General features: G+C 65.5%; 14 protein-coding genes and 1 tRNA gene. 12 read left to right on the top strand and 3 right to left on the bottom strand.

What is annotated here, in order from left to right:
• The first annotated feature begins 50 nt into the window (after positions 1 to 50).
• On the top strand, positions 51 to 1,595 hold the full coding sequence (locus HWX76_RS06855) for a 2-isopropylmalate synthase (RefSeq protein WP_050016453.1): 1,545 nt from the start codon (positions 51 to 53) through the stop codon (positions 1,593 to 1,595).
• Positions 1,596 to 1,680: 85 nt separating this feature from the next.
• Here HWX76_RS06855 and HWX76_RS06850 read toward each other — a convergent pair whose 3' ends face one another.
• The 3 genes from HWX76_RS06850 to HWX76_RS06840 all read right to left on the bottom strand — a co-directional run bounded on the left by HWX76_RS06850 (position 1,681) and on the right by HWX76_RS06840 (position 4,821).
• The gene (locus HWX76_RS06850) at positions 1,681 to 3,231 is read right to left on the bottom strand and encodes a SulP family inorganic anion transporter (RefSeq protein WP_050016455.1); all 1,551 of its coding nucleotides are present in this window, start codon (positions 3,229 to 3,231) and stop codon (positions 1,681 to 1,683) included.
• A gap of 40 nt (positions 3,232 to 3,271) precedes the next feature.
• Complete coding sequence (locus HWX76_RS06845) at positions 3,272 to 3,925, bottom strand: carbonic anhydrase (RefSeq protein ID WP_050016456.1); 654 nt, start codon at positions 3,923 to 3,925, stop codon at positions 3,272 to 3,274.
• A gap of 383 nt (positions 3,926 to 4,308) precedes the next feature.
• On the bottom strand, positions 4,309 to 4,821 hold the full coding sequence (locus HWX76_RS06840) for a hypothetical protein (RefSeq protein ID WP_050016457.1): 513 nt from the start codon (positions 4,819 to 4,821) through the stop codon (positions 4,309 to 4,311).
• A gap of 166 nt (positions 4,822 to 4,987) precedes the next feature.
• Between HWX76_RS06840 and HWX76_RS06835 the strand changes: the two genes are divergently transcribed.
• The 11 genes from HWX76_RS06835 to HWX76_RS06785 all read left to right on the top strand — a co-directional run bounded on the left by HWX76_RS06835 (position 4,988) and on the right by HWX76_RS06785 (position 14,698).
• The gene (locus HWX76_RS06835; protein WP_050016511.1) at positions 4,988 to 6,247 is read left to right on the top strand and encodes a branched-chain amino acid ABC transporter substrate-binding protein; all 1,260 of its coding nucleotides are present in this window, start codon (positions 4,988 to 4,990) and stop codon (positions 6,245 to 6,247) included.
• 107 nt (positions 6,248 to 6,354) lie between these two features.
• Positions 6,355 to 6,624, top strand: a complete 270-nt coding sequence (gene rpsO / locus HWX76_RS06830; protein ID WP_006398792.1) for a 30S ribosomal protein S15 — start codon at positions 6,355 to 6,357, stop codon at positions 6,622 to 6,624.
• Between the two features lie 290 nt (positions 6,625 to 6,914).
• Positions 6,915 to 9,062, top strand: a complete 2,148-nt coding sequence (gene pnp / locus HWX76_RS06825) for a polyribonucleotide nucleotidyltransferase (protein WP_050016459.1) — start codon at positions 6,915 to 6,917, stop codon at positions 9,060 to 9,062.
• Between the two features lie 148 nt (positions 9,063 to 9,210).
• Positions 9,211 to 10,230 carry an NAD(P)H-quinone oxidoreductase gene (locus HWX76_RS06820; protein ID WP_050016461.1) on the top strand — a complete coding sequence of 340 codons (1,020 nt, stop codon included), beginning with the start codon at positions 9,211 to 9,213 and terminating at the stop codon, positions 10,228 to 10,230.
• A 140-nt stretch (positions 10,231 to 10,370) separates the two neighbouring features.
• The gene (gene tpiA, locus HWX76_RS06815) at positions 10,371 to 11,126 is read left to right on the top strand and encodes a triose-phosphate isomerase (protein WP_050016464.1); all 756 of its coding nucleotides are present in this window, start codon (positions 10,371 to 10,373) and stop codon (positions 11,124 to 11,126) included.
• A 72-nt stretch (positions 11,127 to 11,198) separates the two neighbouring features.
• Positions 11,199 to 11,561 (top strand): preprotein translocase subunit SecG, encoded by a 363-nt coding sequence (gene secG / locus HWX76_RS06810; protein ID WP_050016466.1) that lies wholly within the window; start codon positions 11,199 to 11,201, stop codon positions 11,559 to 11,561.
• Between the two features lie 110 nt (positions 11,562 to 11,671).
• Positions 11,672 to 11,756 (top strand) — tRNA-Leu (locus HWX76_RS06805).
• Between the two features lie 153 nt (positions 11,757 to 11,909).
• Entirely contained in the window at positions 11,910 to 12,269 is a 360-nt protein-coding gene (locus tag HWX76_RS06800; protein WP_006398798.1) for an NADH-quinone oxidoreductase subunit A, read from the top strand.
• 62 nt (positions 12,270 to 12,331) lie between these two features.
• A complete protein-coding gene (locus HWX76_RS06795; RefSeq protein ID WP_006398799.1) occupies positions 12,332 to 12,811 on the top strand; it encodes an NADH-quinone oxidoreductase subunit B in 480 nt (159 codons plus the stop codon).
• Positions 12,812 to 12,832: 21 nt separating this feature from the next.
• Entirely contained in the window at positions 12,833 to 13,435 is a 603-nt protein-coding gene (locus tag HWX76_RS06790; protein WP_006478264.1) for an NADH-quinone oxidoreductase subunit C, read from the top strand.
• Positions 13,436 to 13,444: 9 nt separating this feature from the next.
• Positions 13,445 to 14,698, top strand: a complete 1,254-nt coding sequence (locus HWX76_RS06785) for an NADH-quinone oxidoreductase subunit D (protein WP_034184888.1) — start codon at positions 13,445 to 13,447, stop codon at positions 14,696 to 14,698.
• Positions 14,699 to 14,724 lie beyond the last annotated feature (26 nt).

Below are 14,724 nucleotides of genomic sequence, written 5' to 3'. Positions count from 1 at the left end.
CGCGATCTCATTACGTTTGACTTCCGTATAAAAGAGCCCTGGAGCCCCCCATGACAGACAAGCTGATCATTTTCGATACGACGTTGCGTGACGGCGAGCAATCGCCCGGTGCGTCGATGACGAAGGAAGAGAAAATCCGCATTGCGAAGCACCTCGAGCGGATGAAGGTCGACGTGATCGAGGCCGGCTTCGCCGCCAGCTCCAACGGCGATTTCGACGCGATCCACACGATCGCCGGTCTCGTGAAGGACAGCACGATCTGCTCGCTGGCGCGGGCCAACGACAAGGACATCCAGCGCGCGGCGGACGCATTGAAGCCGGCCAACAGCGCGCGGATCCACACGTTCATCGCGACGTCGCCGCTGCACATGGAGAAGAAGCTGCGGATGACGCCGGACCAGGTGTTCGAGCAGGCGCGTCTCGCGGTGCGTTTCGCGCGCAAGTTCACCGACAACGTCGAGTTCTCGCCGGAAGACGGCAGCCGCTCGGATCTCGATTTCCTGTGCCGCGTGCTGGAAGCCGTGATCGCCGAAGGCGCGACGACGATCAACATCGCCGATACGGTCGGCTACGGCGTGCCGGAGCTGTACGGCAACCTCGTGAAGACGCTGCGCGAACGCATTCCGAACTCGGACAAGGCGATCTTCTCGGTGCATTGCCACAACGACCTCGGGATGGCGGTCGCGAACTCGCTCGCCGGCGTGAAGATCGGCGGTGCGCGCCAGATCGAGTGCACGATCAACGGCCTCGGCGAGCGCGCGGGCAACACGTCGCTCGAAGAAATCGTGATGGCCGTGAAGACCCGCAAGGACTACTTCGGCCTCGACGTCGGCATCGACACGACGCAAATCGTGCCGACGTCGAAGCTCGTGTCGCAGATCACCGGTTTCGTCGTGCAGCCGAACAAGGCAGTGGTCGGCGCGAACGCGTTCGCGCACGCGTCGGGCATTCACCAGGACGGCGTGCTGAAGGCGCGCGACACCTACGAGATCATGCGTGCGGAAGACGTGGGCTGGACCGCGAACAAGATCGTGCTCGGCAAGCTGTCGGGCCGCAACGCGTTCAAGCAGCGCCTGCAGGAACTCGGCGTATCGCTCGACAGCGAAGCCGAATTGAATGCCGCGTTCATGCGCTTCAAGGATCTGGCCGACCGCAAGGCGGAGATCTTCGACGAGGACATCATCGCGATCGTGTCCGAGGAATCGGCGCTCGCGCACGAGCAGGAGCACTTCAAGTTCGTGTCGCTGTCGCAGCGTTCGGAAACGGGCGAGCAGCCGCAGGCGAAAATCGTGTTCGCGGTCGAAGGCAAGGAAGTGACCGGCGAGGCGCGCGGCAACGGCCCGGTCGACGCGACGTTCAATGCGATCGAGGGCGAAGTCGGCAGCGGGTCCGAGCTGCTGCTGTACTCGGTGAACGCGATCACGACCGGCACGCAGGCGCAGGGCGAAGTGACGGTCCGGCTGTCGAAGAGCGGGCGGATCGTCAACGGCGTCGGTACCGATCCGGATATCGTCGCCGCGTCCGCGAAAGCGTACATTTCCGCGCTGAACAAGCTGCACTCGAAGGACGACAAGGTCAACCCGCAGCGTTCGTAAGCTGCGCGCGCCGCCGCGCTCATCAGGCAGCCCCGAAACGCCCCGTGTGGCCCTGCGCCGCCCGAGGCGTTTTTTCATTGGCCGCTCATTCGGCGGCCGGCGCGCGGAACAGCCAGCGGCGCGCAGCCGCGCGTGGCGCCGGCTGGCGCCGGCGGAACTCGACCGCGATCCCGCGCCGCGGCGCATCGGCGACGAACGCATCGAGCAGTTCGAGCACGTCGTGATCGATGTAGTCGGCGCGCGTCGCGTCGATGATCACCGCCGCCCGGTCCGGAATGTGGCGCAGGTGGTGCTTGACCTGTACCTTGCCCAGAAACGACACGTCCTTGCGGAACGACAGCAGGAAGTGGTCGTCATGCTGCGCGAGCGTGACGGGGCTCTTCAGGTTCGCGACGGCGACGGCCAGCACGCTGCACGCGAGGCCGAGCGCGATGCCGAACAGCAGGTCGACTGCGAGCACGCCGACGATCGTCGCGGCGAACGGCGCGAACGCGGCCGGGCCTTGCTTCATCACCGAGCGGAACAGCGCCGGTTTCGCGAGCTTCAGACCGGTGTGGATCAGGATCGCGGCCAGGCTCGCGAGCGGGATCAGATTGATCAGGCCGGTGAGCGCGAACACGCTCGCGAGCAGCAGGATCCCGTGCACGATCGCGGACATCCGGCTTTGCGCGCCTGCGTTGACGTTGGCCGAACTGCGCACGATCACCGACGTGATCGGCAGGCCGCCGACCGCGCCCGCGACCAGATTGCCGACGCCCTGGGCCTTCAGTTCGCGATCGGGTTGGGTCGGTCGCCGCTTCGGATCGATCTGTTCGACCGCTTCGAGGCACAGCAGCGTCTCGAGGCTCGCGACGACCGCCAGCGTGATCGCAACCCGCCAGACGTCCGGATTGACCAGGTGCGCGAAGTTCGGGCCGAGCTCCGCATGCTTGAGCGATGCCGCGAGCGTCGCGAACGAGTCGAATTCGGGCAGCGTGACGCGATGCGCGGCGCCCGGTGCGGCTGCCGGTGCGACCATGCCGAGCACGAGCGTCGCGCCGATGCCGAGCACGACGACCGCGAGCGGGGCGGGGACCGAACGCACCCATGCGAAGCGCTTGAGTGCCGGCGTGTCCCACGCGATCAGCAGCGCCAGCGACGCAACCGCGATGGCCGTGGCGGCCCATGCGGTCGGCAGCGTCAGCCAGTTCGCAAACGATTGCGAAGCCGCGCCGCCGATGCCGAATGCGAACGGAATCTGCTTCACGATCAGCAGCAGGCCGATCGCGGCGAGCATGCCCTTGATGACGGGCGACGGCACGTAGGCGGCGAAGCGGCCGGCGCGCAGCATGCCGAAGCCGAACTGCAGCACGCCGGACAGCAACACCGCGAGCAGGAACGCGGAGAAGCTGCCGAGCTGCGCGATGCCTTCGACGACGATCACGACGAGGCCGGCGGCCGGCCCGCTGACGGACAGCGACGAGCCGCTCAGCAGCGCGACGACGATGCCGCCGACGATGCCGGACACGAGCCCGGCGAACGGTTCGACGCCGGAGGCATTGGCGATGCCGAGACAGAGCGGCAACGCGACGAGGAAAACGACGATACCGGCGACGATGTCGCGCGGCAGGGTGGACAGGCGCTCGTTCAGTTTCATGGTTGGGGCGGTTTCGTTGGCGTGGAGGGCAGGGCGCGGGTCAACCGAGCGCGGCGGCGGCGGCAACAGGCTCCGGCTCGGGCTCGGGCTCGGCTTCGGCCGGCGGTGCTGCATAGCCGGAATCGAGCTCCTTCAGGCGGCCGTCGGCGAGCGAAAAGATCCAGCCGTGCACGAGCGGCGGTCGTTCGCGGCCGCGCACGATCGGCGACGCGCGCAGCAGCCGCACCTGTTCGAGCACGTTCAGCTCGGCGAGGCGATCGGCGGCGGCCAGGTCGTCGAGCCCGTCGAGCGTGTCGCGATGGCGCCGCGCGAGCGCGCAGAGCGGCGCGATGCGGCGCGCGACGTGCGGCAGGTCGGCGGGCGGCGGCAGCAGCGATGCGCGCACGCCGCCACACCCGTAGTGACCGCACACGATCACGTGGTCGACCTTCAGCACCCGCACCGCGTACTCGAGCACGCTGGCGGAATTGTCGTCGTCCGGCTGGAACAGGTTCGCGATGTTGCGATGGACGAACAGCTCGCCGGGCGCGCAGTGCGTGATGGTTTCGGCCGGCACGCGGCTGTCGGCGCAGCCGATCCACAGCACGCGCGGGTTCTGGCCGCGCGCGAGCGTGTCGAAGAAGCCGGGCGTGTGTTCGCGCGTCTCGCGGGCCCAGGCAATGTTGGCAACCAGCATGCTCTTGGGGCGGTTCATGAGGACTCCTTTATGAACAAGGCGAATAAATATCGATCGAAATGGCGTACCGACATTCTTTCTAAGTTGAAAGGTTCGATTTCGACTGATATTAGGGGTATGCCCTAGCACTCCGGGTGGGTTGAAACAAATTGTTTCAAATTGATTAGGCGTAGTGCATTGCATGCACCAGCGAGACGCATGACATGCGCCGGGCATGCCTGTTTATGCGCAGGCGCCCGCATGACGGGCCGTTCAGCGTATTGCCATCGAAATATTAACGATCGGAAAAGTTTTCCGTCTTATTCCTGAAATTAAATAACACGACGGAAAAAATGAAATGGCCATTCACGCAATCATTCGTGAATGGCCATTGCGACAATTGCGCGTCAATGCGCAATCGGTCAGAACAGCGTGCGGCGATCGGGATCGTGCAGCGGGTCCGGCGTTTTCTGCGTGGTGCGCAGGATGCCCTGCGGATCGAAGTAGAAGCTGTACATCATGTACCAGACGTTGTCCTCGAGATACCGGTACGTCCACACCTCGCGCTTCATCAGCGGAAAGTAGGAGGTCTCGACCGGGCGTCCGAAATTGACGAGGACGTCGGTCTTCGTCCACTTGCCGATCTCCGCGCGATAGAACTCGCTCGGCTGCAGCACCTGGCGCACGTTGACGATCCGGTGGGCCGCGTCGACGTCGGCCGCGACCGTGATCTCGCCCATTGGCTGGGTCGGCCACATCAGGCGCTTGCCGCCGCCCGGGAGGTCATAGATCTCGCGCGGCGGGCCCATGCGCGCGACGATCGCCGACTCGTCCTGGCCGGCCTGGTATTGCTGCCACGGTTGCGCGCAACCGGCCAGCAGCGCGGCGGCGCAGGCGACCAGCACCGGCAGGCGCGCGGGAATGCGAGAGCGCATCGGATTCTCCAGAACACGGAAACAGGTCCCGTTTTATCACGGACGGCGCGCGATCGTGCATCGGGCGGAAAAAATCGGTGCGGATCGCGCGCCGTCGCGCTTGCGGGCCGCGGGCGCGGCGGCCTATGATCCGCGCTTCTCGGGCAGATTGAAGGGCAGGTTGGCGATGCACGGATGGAAGCGATGCGCGCTCGCGTGGAGCGCGGGGTGGATGCTGGTGTCGTCCGCGTTTGCCGGCGGCGAGCCGGTGCGGATCGCACTGATCGAAGGGATGTCCGGCCCGTTCGCGAACGCGGGCGCGGCGGTCGAGCGCAACCTGCGCTTCGGCGTCGAGCAGGTCAATGCGGCGGGCGGCGTGAAGCTGCGCGACGGCGCGCACCCGCTCGAGCTCGTCGTGCTCGACAGCAAGGGCAGCCCTGAGGAGGCGCTCGTGCAGTTGCGCGCGGCCGCCGACCGCCATGTCGGCTTCGTCGCGCAGGGCAACAGCTCGGCCGTCGCGGCCGCGCTCGTCGCGGCGCTCGACAAGCTGAACGCACGCGATCCGGACAACCGGATGCTGTTGCTGAACTACTCGGCCGACGATCCGGCGCTGACCGGCGCGCGCTGCAGTTTCTGGCATTTCCGCTTCGATGCGCATGCCGGCATGCGGATGGCGGCGCTCGCGGACGTGATGGCGCGCGATCGCGCGCTGCGCAGGGTCTATCTGCTGAACCAGGACTACAGCTTCGGTCACGACGTCAGCACCCTCGCTCGGCAGGCGCTGGCCGCGCGGCGCCCGGACGTGACGATCGCCGGCGACGAATTCCACCCGATCGGCCGGATCAAGGATTTCTCGCCGTACATCGCGAAGATCCGCGCGAGCGGCGCGGACGCCGTCGTGACCGGCAACTGGGGCAACGACCTCACGCTGCTCGTGAAGGCGGCGCGCGAACAGGGGCTCAACGCCAAGTTCTATACGTTCTACGGCAACAGCCTCGGCGCGCCGGCGGCCCTGGGTGACGCGGGTGTCGGCCGCGTCGTGGCGGTAGCCGACTGGCACCCGAACGCGGGCGGCGCCGCGTCCGACGCGTTTTACCGCGCGTTCCGGACCCGTTTTCCGGCCGCCCAGGACGACTACCCGGTGCGGCGGATGAGCCAGATGATCCAGATGCTGGCCGCCGCGATGACCCGTGCGGGTTCGGCCGACCCAGTCGCGGTCGCGCGTGCGCTCGAGGGGCTGTCGTTCGACGACGGCTTCCACGCGTCGCGGATGCGCGCGCAGGATCACCAGCTGATCCAGCCCCTTTACGTGATGGAAATGGACAAGGCCGGCACGCCGGGCGTGCGCTTCGACAACGAGGGATCGGGCTACGGCTTCCGGACGGCGCTCGCGGTGCCGGCGCAACGCACGGAGATGCCGTCGACGTGCTCGATGACGCGCCCGTGACGGGAAGCGCCAAGAACGGCACCGAGTTGTGCTACAATGCGCGCCGGTTGTAAGTCACGGCACGGCCATTCTTCCGTGTCCGCCTGTTCAGTTAGAAAGGAAATCACATGTCTGTTGCAGATATCAAGAAGTCGGAAGTCGTTGCTCAGTTCGCCCGCGGTACCAACGACACGGGGTCGCCCGAAGTCCAGGTCGCACTGCTGACCGCACGTATCGTCGAACTGACGGGTCACTTCAAGACCCACGCGAAGGATCACCACAGCCGCCGCGGTCTGCTGCGCATGGTGAGCCGCCGCCGCAAGCTGCTCGACTACCTCAAGGGCAAGGATGCCGACCGTTACCGCGCACTGATCGAGAAGCTGGGTCTGCGTAAGTAATCGAGGCGATTGCCGCCAGCAAGATGCCTGTGTCAGTCCGCTGATACAGGCATTTTGTTTTTGCGCGGTGCGTAGCGTCACACGCACCGCAGGCGCTCCCGCACGTTCGTACGGGGCCGCCGCCACGACCGATACCGGGGCAGGATTTGTGTCATTCCAGCGCGTCGCTGCTTGAGCGCCGCGCTGGAATGGCATAAAAAACACACCTTGCTCCGGGTGATTCGGTCGGGACGCCGCCGCGCGGGATGGCCGGCGCGGCGAATGAAATGCATGAATACAAAGGAGCAACCATGTCCATGTTCAACAAGGTCGTGAAGGAATTCCAATGGGGCCAGCACAAGGTGCGCCTCGAAACCGGTGAAGTCGCCCGCCAGGCGAGCGGCGCCGTGATCGTCGACGTCGAAGACACCGTCGTGCTGGCAACCGTCGTCGGCGCGAAGTCGGCGAAGCCGGGCCAGGATTTCTTCCCGCTGACCGTCGACTACCTCGAGAAGACCTACTCGGCCGGCAAGATTCCGGGCGGCTTCTTCCGCCGCGAAGGCCGTCCGTCGGAGCACGAGACGCTGACGTCGCGCCTGATCGACCGTCCGCTGCGCCCGCTGTTCCCGGAAGGCTTCTACAACGAAGTCCAGGTCGTGATCCACGTGCTGTCCGTGAACCCGGAAATCCCGGCGGACATCCCCGCGCTGATCGGCGCATCGGCCGCGCTCGCCGTGTCGGGCCTGCCGTTCAACGGCCCGGTCGGTGCCGCGCGTGTCGCATACATCGACAACGCATACGTGCTGAACCCGACGCGTGACCAGCTCAAGGCATCGAGCCTCGACCTCGTCGTCGCGGGTACGGAGCGCGCCGTGCTGATGGTCGAGTCGGAAGCCGATCAACTGTCGGAAGAAGTGATGCTGGGCGCCGTGGTGTTCGGCCACGAGCAGATGCAGATCGCGATCGACGCGATCCACGAGCTGGTGCGCGACGGCGGCAAGCCCGAGTGGGACTGGCAGCCGGCGCCGAAGAACGAGGCGCTGATCGCCCGCGTGACCGAGCTGGCGCAGAACGATCTGCTCGCCGCTTACCAGTTGCGCGACAAGCAGGCGCGTTCGGCGAAGCTGAAGGAAGTCTACGCGGCGACGTCGGCGAAGCTCGAGGAAGACGCGCTGGCGGCCGGTACGGTCGCGGCCGACAAGGCCACGGTCGGCAACGTGCTGTTCGACATCGAGGCGAAGATCGTCCGTTCGCAGATCCTGAACGGCGAGCCGCGCATCGACGGCCGCGACACGCGCACCGTGCGCCCGATCGAGATCCGCACCGGCGTGCTGCCGCGTACCCACGGCTCGGCGCTGTTCACGCGCGGCGAAACGCAGGCGCTGGTCGTCGCGACGCTCGGCACGAAGGGTGACGAGCAGATCATCGACGCGCTCGAAGGCGAATACCGCGAGCGCTTCATGCTCCACTACAACATGCCCCCGTTCGCGACCGGCGAAACGGGCCGCGTCGGCTCGCCGAAGCGTCGCGAAATCGGCCACGGCCGTCTGGCCAAGCGCGCGCTGGTCAAGTGCCTGCCGAGCGCCGACGAATTCGGCTACTCGATCCGCGTCGTGTCGGAAATCACCGAATCGAACGGTTCGTCGTCGATGGCATCGGTGTGCGGCGGCTGCCTCGCGCTGATGGACGCCGGCGTGCCGATGAAGGCGCACGTCGCGGGTATCGCGATGGGCCTGATCCTCGAAGGCAACAAGTTCGCGGTGCTGACCGACATCCTCGGCGACGAAGATCACCTCGGCGACATGGACTTCAAGGTGGCCGGCACCGAGCAAGGCGTGACGGCACTGCAGATGGACATCAAGATCCAGGGCATCACGAAGGAAATCATGCAGGTCGCGCTCGCGCAGGCGAAGGAAGGCCGCATGCACATCCTCGGCAAGATGACGTCGGCGGTGTCGGGTGCGAACACGCAACTGTCGGAATTCGCGCCGCGCATGATCACGGTCAAGATCAACCCGGAAAAGATCCGCGACGTGATCGGCAAGGGCGGTTCGGTGATCCGCGCGCTGACCGAGGAAACGGGCACGACCATCGACATCTCGGACGACGGCGTCGTGACGATCGCGAGCACGAGCAGCGAAGGCATGGCCGAAGCGAAGAAGCGCATCGAGCAGATCACGGCTGAAATCGAAGTCGGCCAGGTGTACGAAGGCACGGTGCTCAAGCTGCTCGATTTCGGTGCGATCGTGAACCTGCTGCCGGGCAAGGACGGTCTGCTGCACATCTCGGAAATCGTCAACGAGCGTGTGAAGGACATCAACGACTACCTGAAGGAAGGTCAGCAGGTGAAGGTCAAGGTGATCCAGACGGACGAGAAGGGTCGCGTGCGTCTGTCGGCCAAGGCGCTGCTGAATGAAGCAGCGGCGGCAGCGCAGTCGGATACGCCGCCGCAGCAGTAAGCGGACAGGCGGACCAACGGCCGGCAGTGCGAAAGCGTGCCGGCCGTTTTTTCTGTAGCATCGTTGTGCGGCGCAGCAGCGCCGGCGAGGCGCCCGCGCCGTGCGCACGGGCGTGCCATCCGATTCCGATCCTGGAGCGATTCTCACCATGAAAGCCATCGAAATCACCGAATTCGGCGCCCCCGACGTGCTGAAGCTCGCGGAGCGTCCGCGCCCCGAACCGAAGCGCGGCGAAGTGCTGATCAAGGTGGCGGCTTCCGGCGTGAACCGGCCCGACGTGTTCCAGCGCAAGGGCGCCTATGCGCCGCCGCCGGGTGCGTCGGATCTGCCGGGCCTCGAGGTCGCGGGCGAGATCGTCGGCGGCGACGTGTCCGATGCGGCGCTGAACCCGTTCGGCCTGAAGCTCGGCGATCGCGTGTGCGCGCTGCTCGCGGGCGGCGGCTATGCCGAATATGCGGTCGCGCCGCTGCCGCAGTGCCTGCCGGTGCCGGACGGCCTCACCGATGTCGAGGCCGCCTCGCTGCCCGAAACGTTTTTCACCGTGTGGAGCAACGTGTTCGACCGTGCGCAGCTCGGCGCGGGCGAGGGCGGCGAGCAGGAGACGCTGCTCGTGCAGGGCGGCTCGAGCGGCATCGGCGTGACGGCGATCCAGATCGCGCATGCGCTCGGCTTTCGCGTGTTCGCGACGGCCGGCACCGCCGACAAGTGCCGCGCGTGCGAGGCGCTCGGCGCCGAGCGCGCGATCGACTACAAGACCGAAGACTTCGTCGAAGTCGTGAAGTCGCTGACGCACGATCGCGGCGTTGACGTGATCCTCGACATGGTGGCGGGCTCGTACGTGCCGCGCGAGCTGTCCGCGCTCGCGGACGGCGGCCGTCTCGTGCTGATCGCGCTGCTCGGCGGCGCGAAGGCCGAGGTCAACCTGAACGAGATCCTGCGCCGCCGGCTGACGGTGACGGGCTCGACGCTGCGCCCGCGCCCGGTCGAGTTCAAGGCGCGCATCGCCGCGCAGTTGAAGGCGCGCGTGTGGCCGCTGCTGGCCGACGGTCGCATCAAGCCCGTGATCTATCGTGTGCTGCCGGCCGGCGAGGCCGCGCAAGCGCATGCGCTGATGGAAAGCGGCGAGCACATCGGCAAGATCGTGCTCGATTGGGGTACGAACGCGTGACGGCCCGCGCAGCGGGCTTGACATACGCGGTTTGACCGGTTCAAGCCGCGCGCAGTAAAATCGCGGGTTTGCTTCGCCAGATCCAACCTGACGGCCGGGTTCCGGCACGTTAATGACAAGATAGTGACGAGACAGACACGATGTCGAAACAACGAACAAAGCGAGTGATCGGCAACTGGAAGATGCACGGCCGGCTGGCCGGCAACCAGGCGCTGCTGAACGAAGTGGTGCAGGGTGCGGGCGCGGTGGCGGCTGAAACGTCGATCGGCGTGTGCGTGCCGTTCCCGTATCTCGCGCAGGTTCAGGCGCAGCTCGGCGGTGGCCGTGTCGCGTTCGGCGCGCAGGACGTGTCCGCGCACGAGCAAGGCGCGTTCACCGGCGAGGTGGCGGCCGCGATGGTGGCGGAGTTCGGCGCGCAGTATGCGATCGTCGGCCATTCGGAGCGTCGCGCGTATCACGGCGAAAGCAGCGAGACGGTCGCCGCGAAAGCGCAACGCGCGCTCGCGGCAGGCCTCACGCCGGTCGTGTGCGTCGGCGAGACGCTCGACGAGCGCGAATCGGGTGCGACCGAGCAGGTCGTCGGTGCGCAGCTCGACGCGGTGCTGGCCGTGCTGACGGCTGACGAAGCTGTCCGCATCGTCGTCGCGTACGAGCCGGTCTGGGCGATCGGTACGGGCAAGAGCGCGACGTCGGCGCAGGCGCAGGACGTGCACGCGTTCCTGCGTACGCGTCTCGCGGCGAAGGGTGCGGCGGACGTGTCCGTGCTGTACGGCGGCAGCGTGAAGCCGGACAACGCGGAAGAGCTGTTTGCTCAGCCGGACATCGACGGTGGCCTGATCGGCGGCGCGTCGCTGAAGGCGGAAGATTTCCTGGCGATCTGCCGGGCCGCGCGTTGAGCGGTCCGAGATCGAATTGAACCATGACGGCGGCCGGTCGGTCCGGTCGCCCGATCCAATCGGGTGGGTGTGATGCTGTTATTCAAGACGTTGATTATTGTGGTGCAGGTGCTGTCTGCGCTCGGCGTGATCGGGCTCGTGCTGCTGCAGCATGGCAAGGGTGCCGACATGGGCGCCGCGTTCGGCAGCGGCGCGTCGGGCAGCCTGTTTGGTGCGACGGGCTCGGCGAACTTCCTGTCGCGCACGACGGGCATTCTCGCGGCGATCTTCTTCGTCGCGACGCTCGCGCTGACGTACCTCGGTTCGTACAAGTCGACGCCGTCGGCAGGCGTGCTCGGCACGGCAGCGACCGCGCCGGCATCGGCGCCGGCTGTCGCGGCGTCCGCCGCAGCCGCTTCGGCCGCAAGCGCGCCGGGCCAGGATGTCCCGAAATAAAAAGTTAATTTTTTTGCGGTTGTGCGTTGAACAAATCCGGAACTCGGGTTAGAATTTAATTCTTGAAGCGATTCGCGGGAACAAGCAGCACAACCCGAGTTGCATGCAGTGCCGACGTGGTGAAATTGGTAGACACGCTATCTTGAGGGGGTAGTGGCGAAAGCTGTGCGAGTTCGAGTCTCGCCGTCGGCACCAAAGTTACTCAATGCCAGCCGCTTCTAGTGGCTGGCATTTTTCATTTCTGGGGTGGGCTTGCGGTTGTCTTGCGATCGCCTGTACTCCGAAATGATTCCTTCCGCCGGAAGTGGTATTCTCCGGACGCTCAGAACCAACCGATAGAGGATTGCCTTGAACCTCGCAGCCTATTACCCCGTCTTGTTGTTCCTCCTCGTGGGCACTGGTTTAGGTATAGCGCTGGTCAGCATCGGCAAGCTCCTTGGTCCCAACAAGCCGGACGTCGAGAAGAACGCACCGTACGAGTGCGGCTTCGAAGCCTTTGAAGACGCCCGGATGAAGTTCGACGTTCGGTATTACCTCGTCGCCATCCTGTTCATCATCTTCGATCTCGAAACCGCATTCCTGTTCCCGTGGGGCGTCGCGCTCCGGGACATCGGCTGGCCGGGTTTCATCGCAATGATGATTTTTCTGCTCGAATTCCTGCTGGGCTTTGCCTATATCTGGAAGAAAGGCGGCCTCGACTGGGAGTGATGGGTTAATCGCCGGTTTGCATGGGCGGCCACGCTCGGTCGCTCGTCTGGAGTGGAAAGCAAATGAGTATCGAAGGGGTCTTGAAGGAAGGGTTTGTCACCACGACGGCTGACAAGCTGATCAACTGGACGCGTACCGGCTCGCTGTGGCCGATGACGTTCGGGCTCGCGTGTTGCGCCGTCGAGATGATGCATGCGGGCGCCGCCCGTTACGATCTGGACCGGTTCGGTGTCGTGTTCCGTCCGAGCCCGCGTCAGTCGGACGTGATGATCGTCGCCGGCACGCTGTGCAACAAGATGGCGCCCGCGCTGCGCCGCGTGTACGACCAGATGGCCGAGCCGCGCTGGGTGATCTCGATGGGGTCGTGCGCGAACGGCGGTGGTTACTACCACTACTCGTACTCGGTGGTCCGCGGCTGCGACCGGATCGTGCCGGTCGACGTCTACGTGCCGGGCTGTCCGCCCACGGCCGAGGCGCTGGTCTACGGCGTGATCCAGCTTCAGGCGAAGATCCGCCGCACCAATACCATCGCCCGTCAATAAAGCCCCGAGCGTCCCCTCAATATGGCAAGCAAAATCGAGACCCTGAAGGCAAACCTCGAAGCCGCGCTCGGCGCGCGCGTGGTGAGCCTCACCGAAGCGATCGGTGAACTGACGCTCGTCGTGAAGGCGAGCGATTACCTCGAAGTCGCAAAGACGCTGCGCGACGATCCGAAGCTCCGTTTCGAGCAACTGATCGACCTCTGCGGCGTCGACTACCAGACCTTCGGCGACGGCGCCTACGACGGCCCGCGCTTCGCGGCCGTGTCGCACCTGCTGTCGGTCACGAACAACTGGCGTCTGCGCCTGCGCGCGTTCGCGCCGGACGACGATCTGCCGATCGTGGCGTCGCTGGTCGACATCTGGACCTCGGCGAACTGGTACGAGCGCGAAGCGTTCGACCTGTACGGCATCGTGTTCGAAGGCCACCCCGACCTGCGCCGCATCCTCACCGACTACGGCTTCATCGGTCACCCGTTCCGCAAGGACTTCCCGGTGTCGGGCTACGTCGAAATGCGTTACGACCCGGAAGAGAAGCGGGTCGTGTACCAGCCGGTGACGATCGAGCCGCGCGAAATCACGCCGCGCGTGATCCGCGAGGATCGCTATGGCGGTCTGAAACATTAAGGGGGCGTCATGGCAGAAATCAAGAACTACACGCTCAACTTCGGCCCGCAGCACCCGGCAGCGCACGGCGTGCTGCGCCTCGTGCTCGAGCTCGACGGCGAAGTCATCCAGCGTGCCGATCCGCACATCGGCCTGCTGCACCGCGCGACCGAAAAGCTCGCGGAATCCAAGACCTTCATCCAGTCCGTGCCGTACATGGACCGTCTCGACTACGTGTCGATGATGGTCAACGAGCACGGCTACGTGCTCGCGATCGAAAAGCTGCTCGGCATCGACGTGCCGGAGCGCGCGCAGTACATCCGCGTGCTGTTCGACGAAATCACGCGCGTGCTGAACCACCTGATGTGGATCGGCGCGCATGCGCTCGACGTCGGCGCGATGGCCGTATTCCTGTACGCGTTCCGCGAACGCGAAGACCTGATGGACGTGTACGAAGCGGTGTCCGGCGCCCGGATGCACGCGGCCTACTATCGTCCGGGCGGCGTCTATCGCGATCTGCCTGACGCAATGCCGCAATACAAGGCGTCGAAGATTCGCAACGAGAAGGCGCTCGCGAAGATGAACGAAGCGCGCAGCGGCTCGGTGCTCGACTTCATCGACGATTTCTTCACGCGCTTCCCGAAGTGCGTCGACGAATACGAAACGCTGCTGACCGACAACCGGATCTGGAAACAGCGTCTGGTCGGGATCGGCGTGGTGAGCCCGGAACGTGCGCTGCAGATGGGCCTGACGGGCCCGATGCTGCGCGGCTCGGGCATCGCGTGGGACCTGCGCAAGAAGCAGCCCTACGAAGTGTACGACCGGATGGATTTCGACGTGCCGGTCGGCGTGAACGGCGATTGCTACGACCGCTATCTGGTGCGCGTCGAAGAAATGCGCCAGTCGATCCGCATCGCGAAACAGTGTATTGAGTGGCTCCGCAAGAATCCGGGCCCGGTGATGACGGACAATCACAAGGTTGCCCCGCCGTCGCGCGTCGGCATGAAGACCAACATGGAAGACTTGATTCACCACTTCAAGCTCTTCACCGAAGGTTTCCATGTGCCGGAAGGCGAAGCGTACGCGGCGGTCGAGCATCCGAAGGGTGAGTTCGGCATCTATCTCGTGTCGGATGGCGCCAACAAGCCGTATCGCCTCAAGATTCGCGCGCCGGGTTTCGCGCACCTGGCGTCGCTCGACGAAATGGCGCGCGGTCACATGATCGCCGACGCCGTCACGATCATCGGTACGCAGGACATCGTGTTCGGCGAAATCGATCGCTAATGGTTGCGCCGCCCGCGCGCGGGCGG

The sequence above is a fragment of the Burkholderia sp. BCC0398 genome (assembly GCF_902833245.1).
Taxonomy (GTDB): domain Bacteria; phylum Pseudomonadota; class Gammaproteobacteria; order Burkholderiales; family Burkholderiaceae; genus Burkholderia; species Burkholderia sola.
Note: the sequence above shows the minus strand (reverse complement) of the source record. Positions and strands in the feature narration are given on the sequence as shown.

What these genes read in the sequence shown, in the direction of transcription:
- HWX76_RS06820 (WP_050016461.1), top strand. Translation starts at nt 9,211, where the DNA reads ATGAAAGCCATCGAAATCACCGAATTCGGCGCCCCCGACGTGCTGAAG.
- HWX76_RS06790 (WP_006478264.1), top strand. Translation starts at nt 12,833, where the DNA reads ATGGCAAGCAAAATCGAGACCCTGAAGGCAAACCTCGAAGCCGCGCTC.
- HWX76_RS06785 (WP_034184888.1), top strand. Translation starts at nt 13,445, where the DNA reads ATGGCAGAAATCAAGAACTACACGCTCAACTTCGGCCCGCAGCACCCG.
- secG (WP_050016466.1), top strand. Translation starts at nt 11,199, where the DNA reads ATGCTGTTATTCAAGACGTTGATTATTGTGGTGCAGGTGCTGTCTGCG.
- HWX76_RS06855 (WP_050016453.1), top strand. Translation starts at nt 51, where the DNA reads ATGACAGACAAGCTGATCATTTTCGATACGACGTTGCGTGACGGCGAG.
- HWX76_RS06835 (WP_050016511.1), top strand. Translation starts at nt 4,988, where the DNA reads ATGCACGGATGGAAGCGATGCGCGCTCGCGTGGAGCGCGGGGTGGATG.
- HWX76_RS06795 (WP_006398799.1), top strand. Translation starts at nt 12,332, where the DNA reads ATGAGTATCGAAGGGGTCTTGAAGGAAGGGTTTGTCACCACGACGGCT.
- tpiA (WP_050016464.1), top strand. Translation starts at nt 10,371, where the DNA reads ATGTCGAAACAACGAACAAAGCGAGTGATCGGCAACTGGAAGATGCAC.
- HWX76_RS06850 (WP_050016455.1), bottom strand. Translation starts at nt 3,231, where the DNA reads ATGAAACTGAACGAGCGCCTGTCCACCCTGCCGCGCGACATCGTCGCC.
- pnp (WP_050016459.1), top strand. Translation starts at nt 6,915, where the DNA reads ATGTCCATGTTCAACAAGGTCGTGAAGGAATTCCAATGGGGCCAGCAC.
- rpsO (WP_006398792.1), top strand. Translation starts at nt 6,355, where the DNA reads ATGTCTGTTGCAGATATCAAGAAGTCGGAAGTCGTTGCTCAGTTCGCC.
- HWX76_RS06840 (WP_050016457.1), bottom strand. Translation starts at nt 4,821, where the DNA reads ATGCGCTCTCGCATTCCCGCGCGCCTGCCGGTGCTGGTCGCCTGCGCC.
- HWX76_RS06845 (WP_050016456.1), bottom strand. Translation starts at nt 3,925, where the DNA reads ATGAACCGCCCCAAGAGCATGCTGGTTGCCAACATTGCCTGGGCCCGC.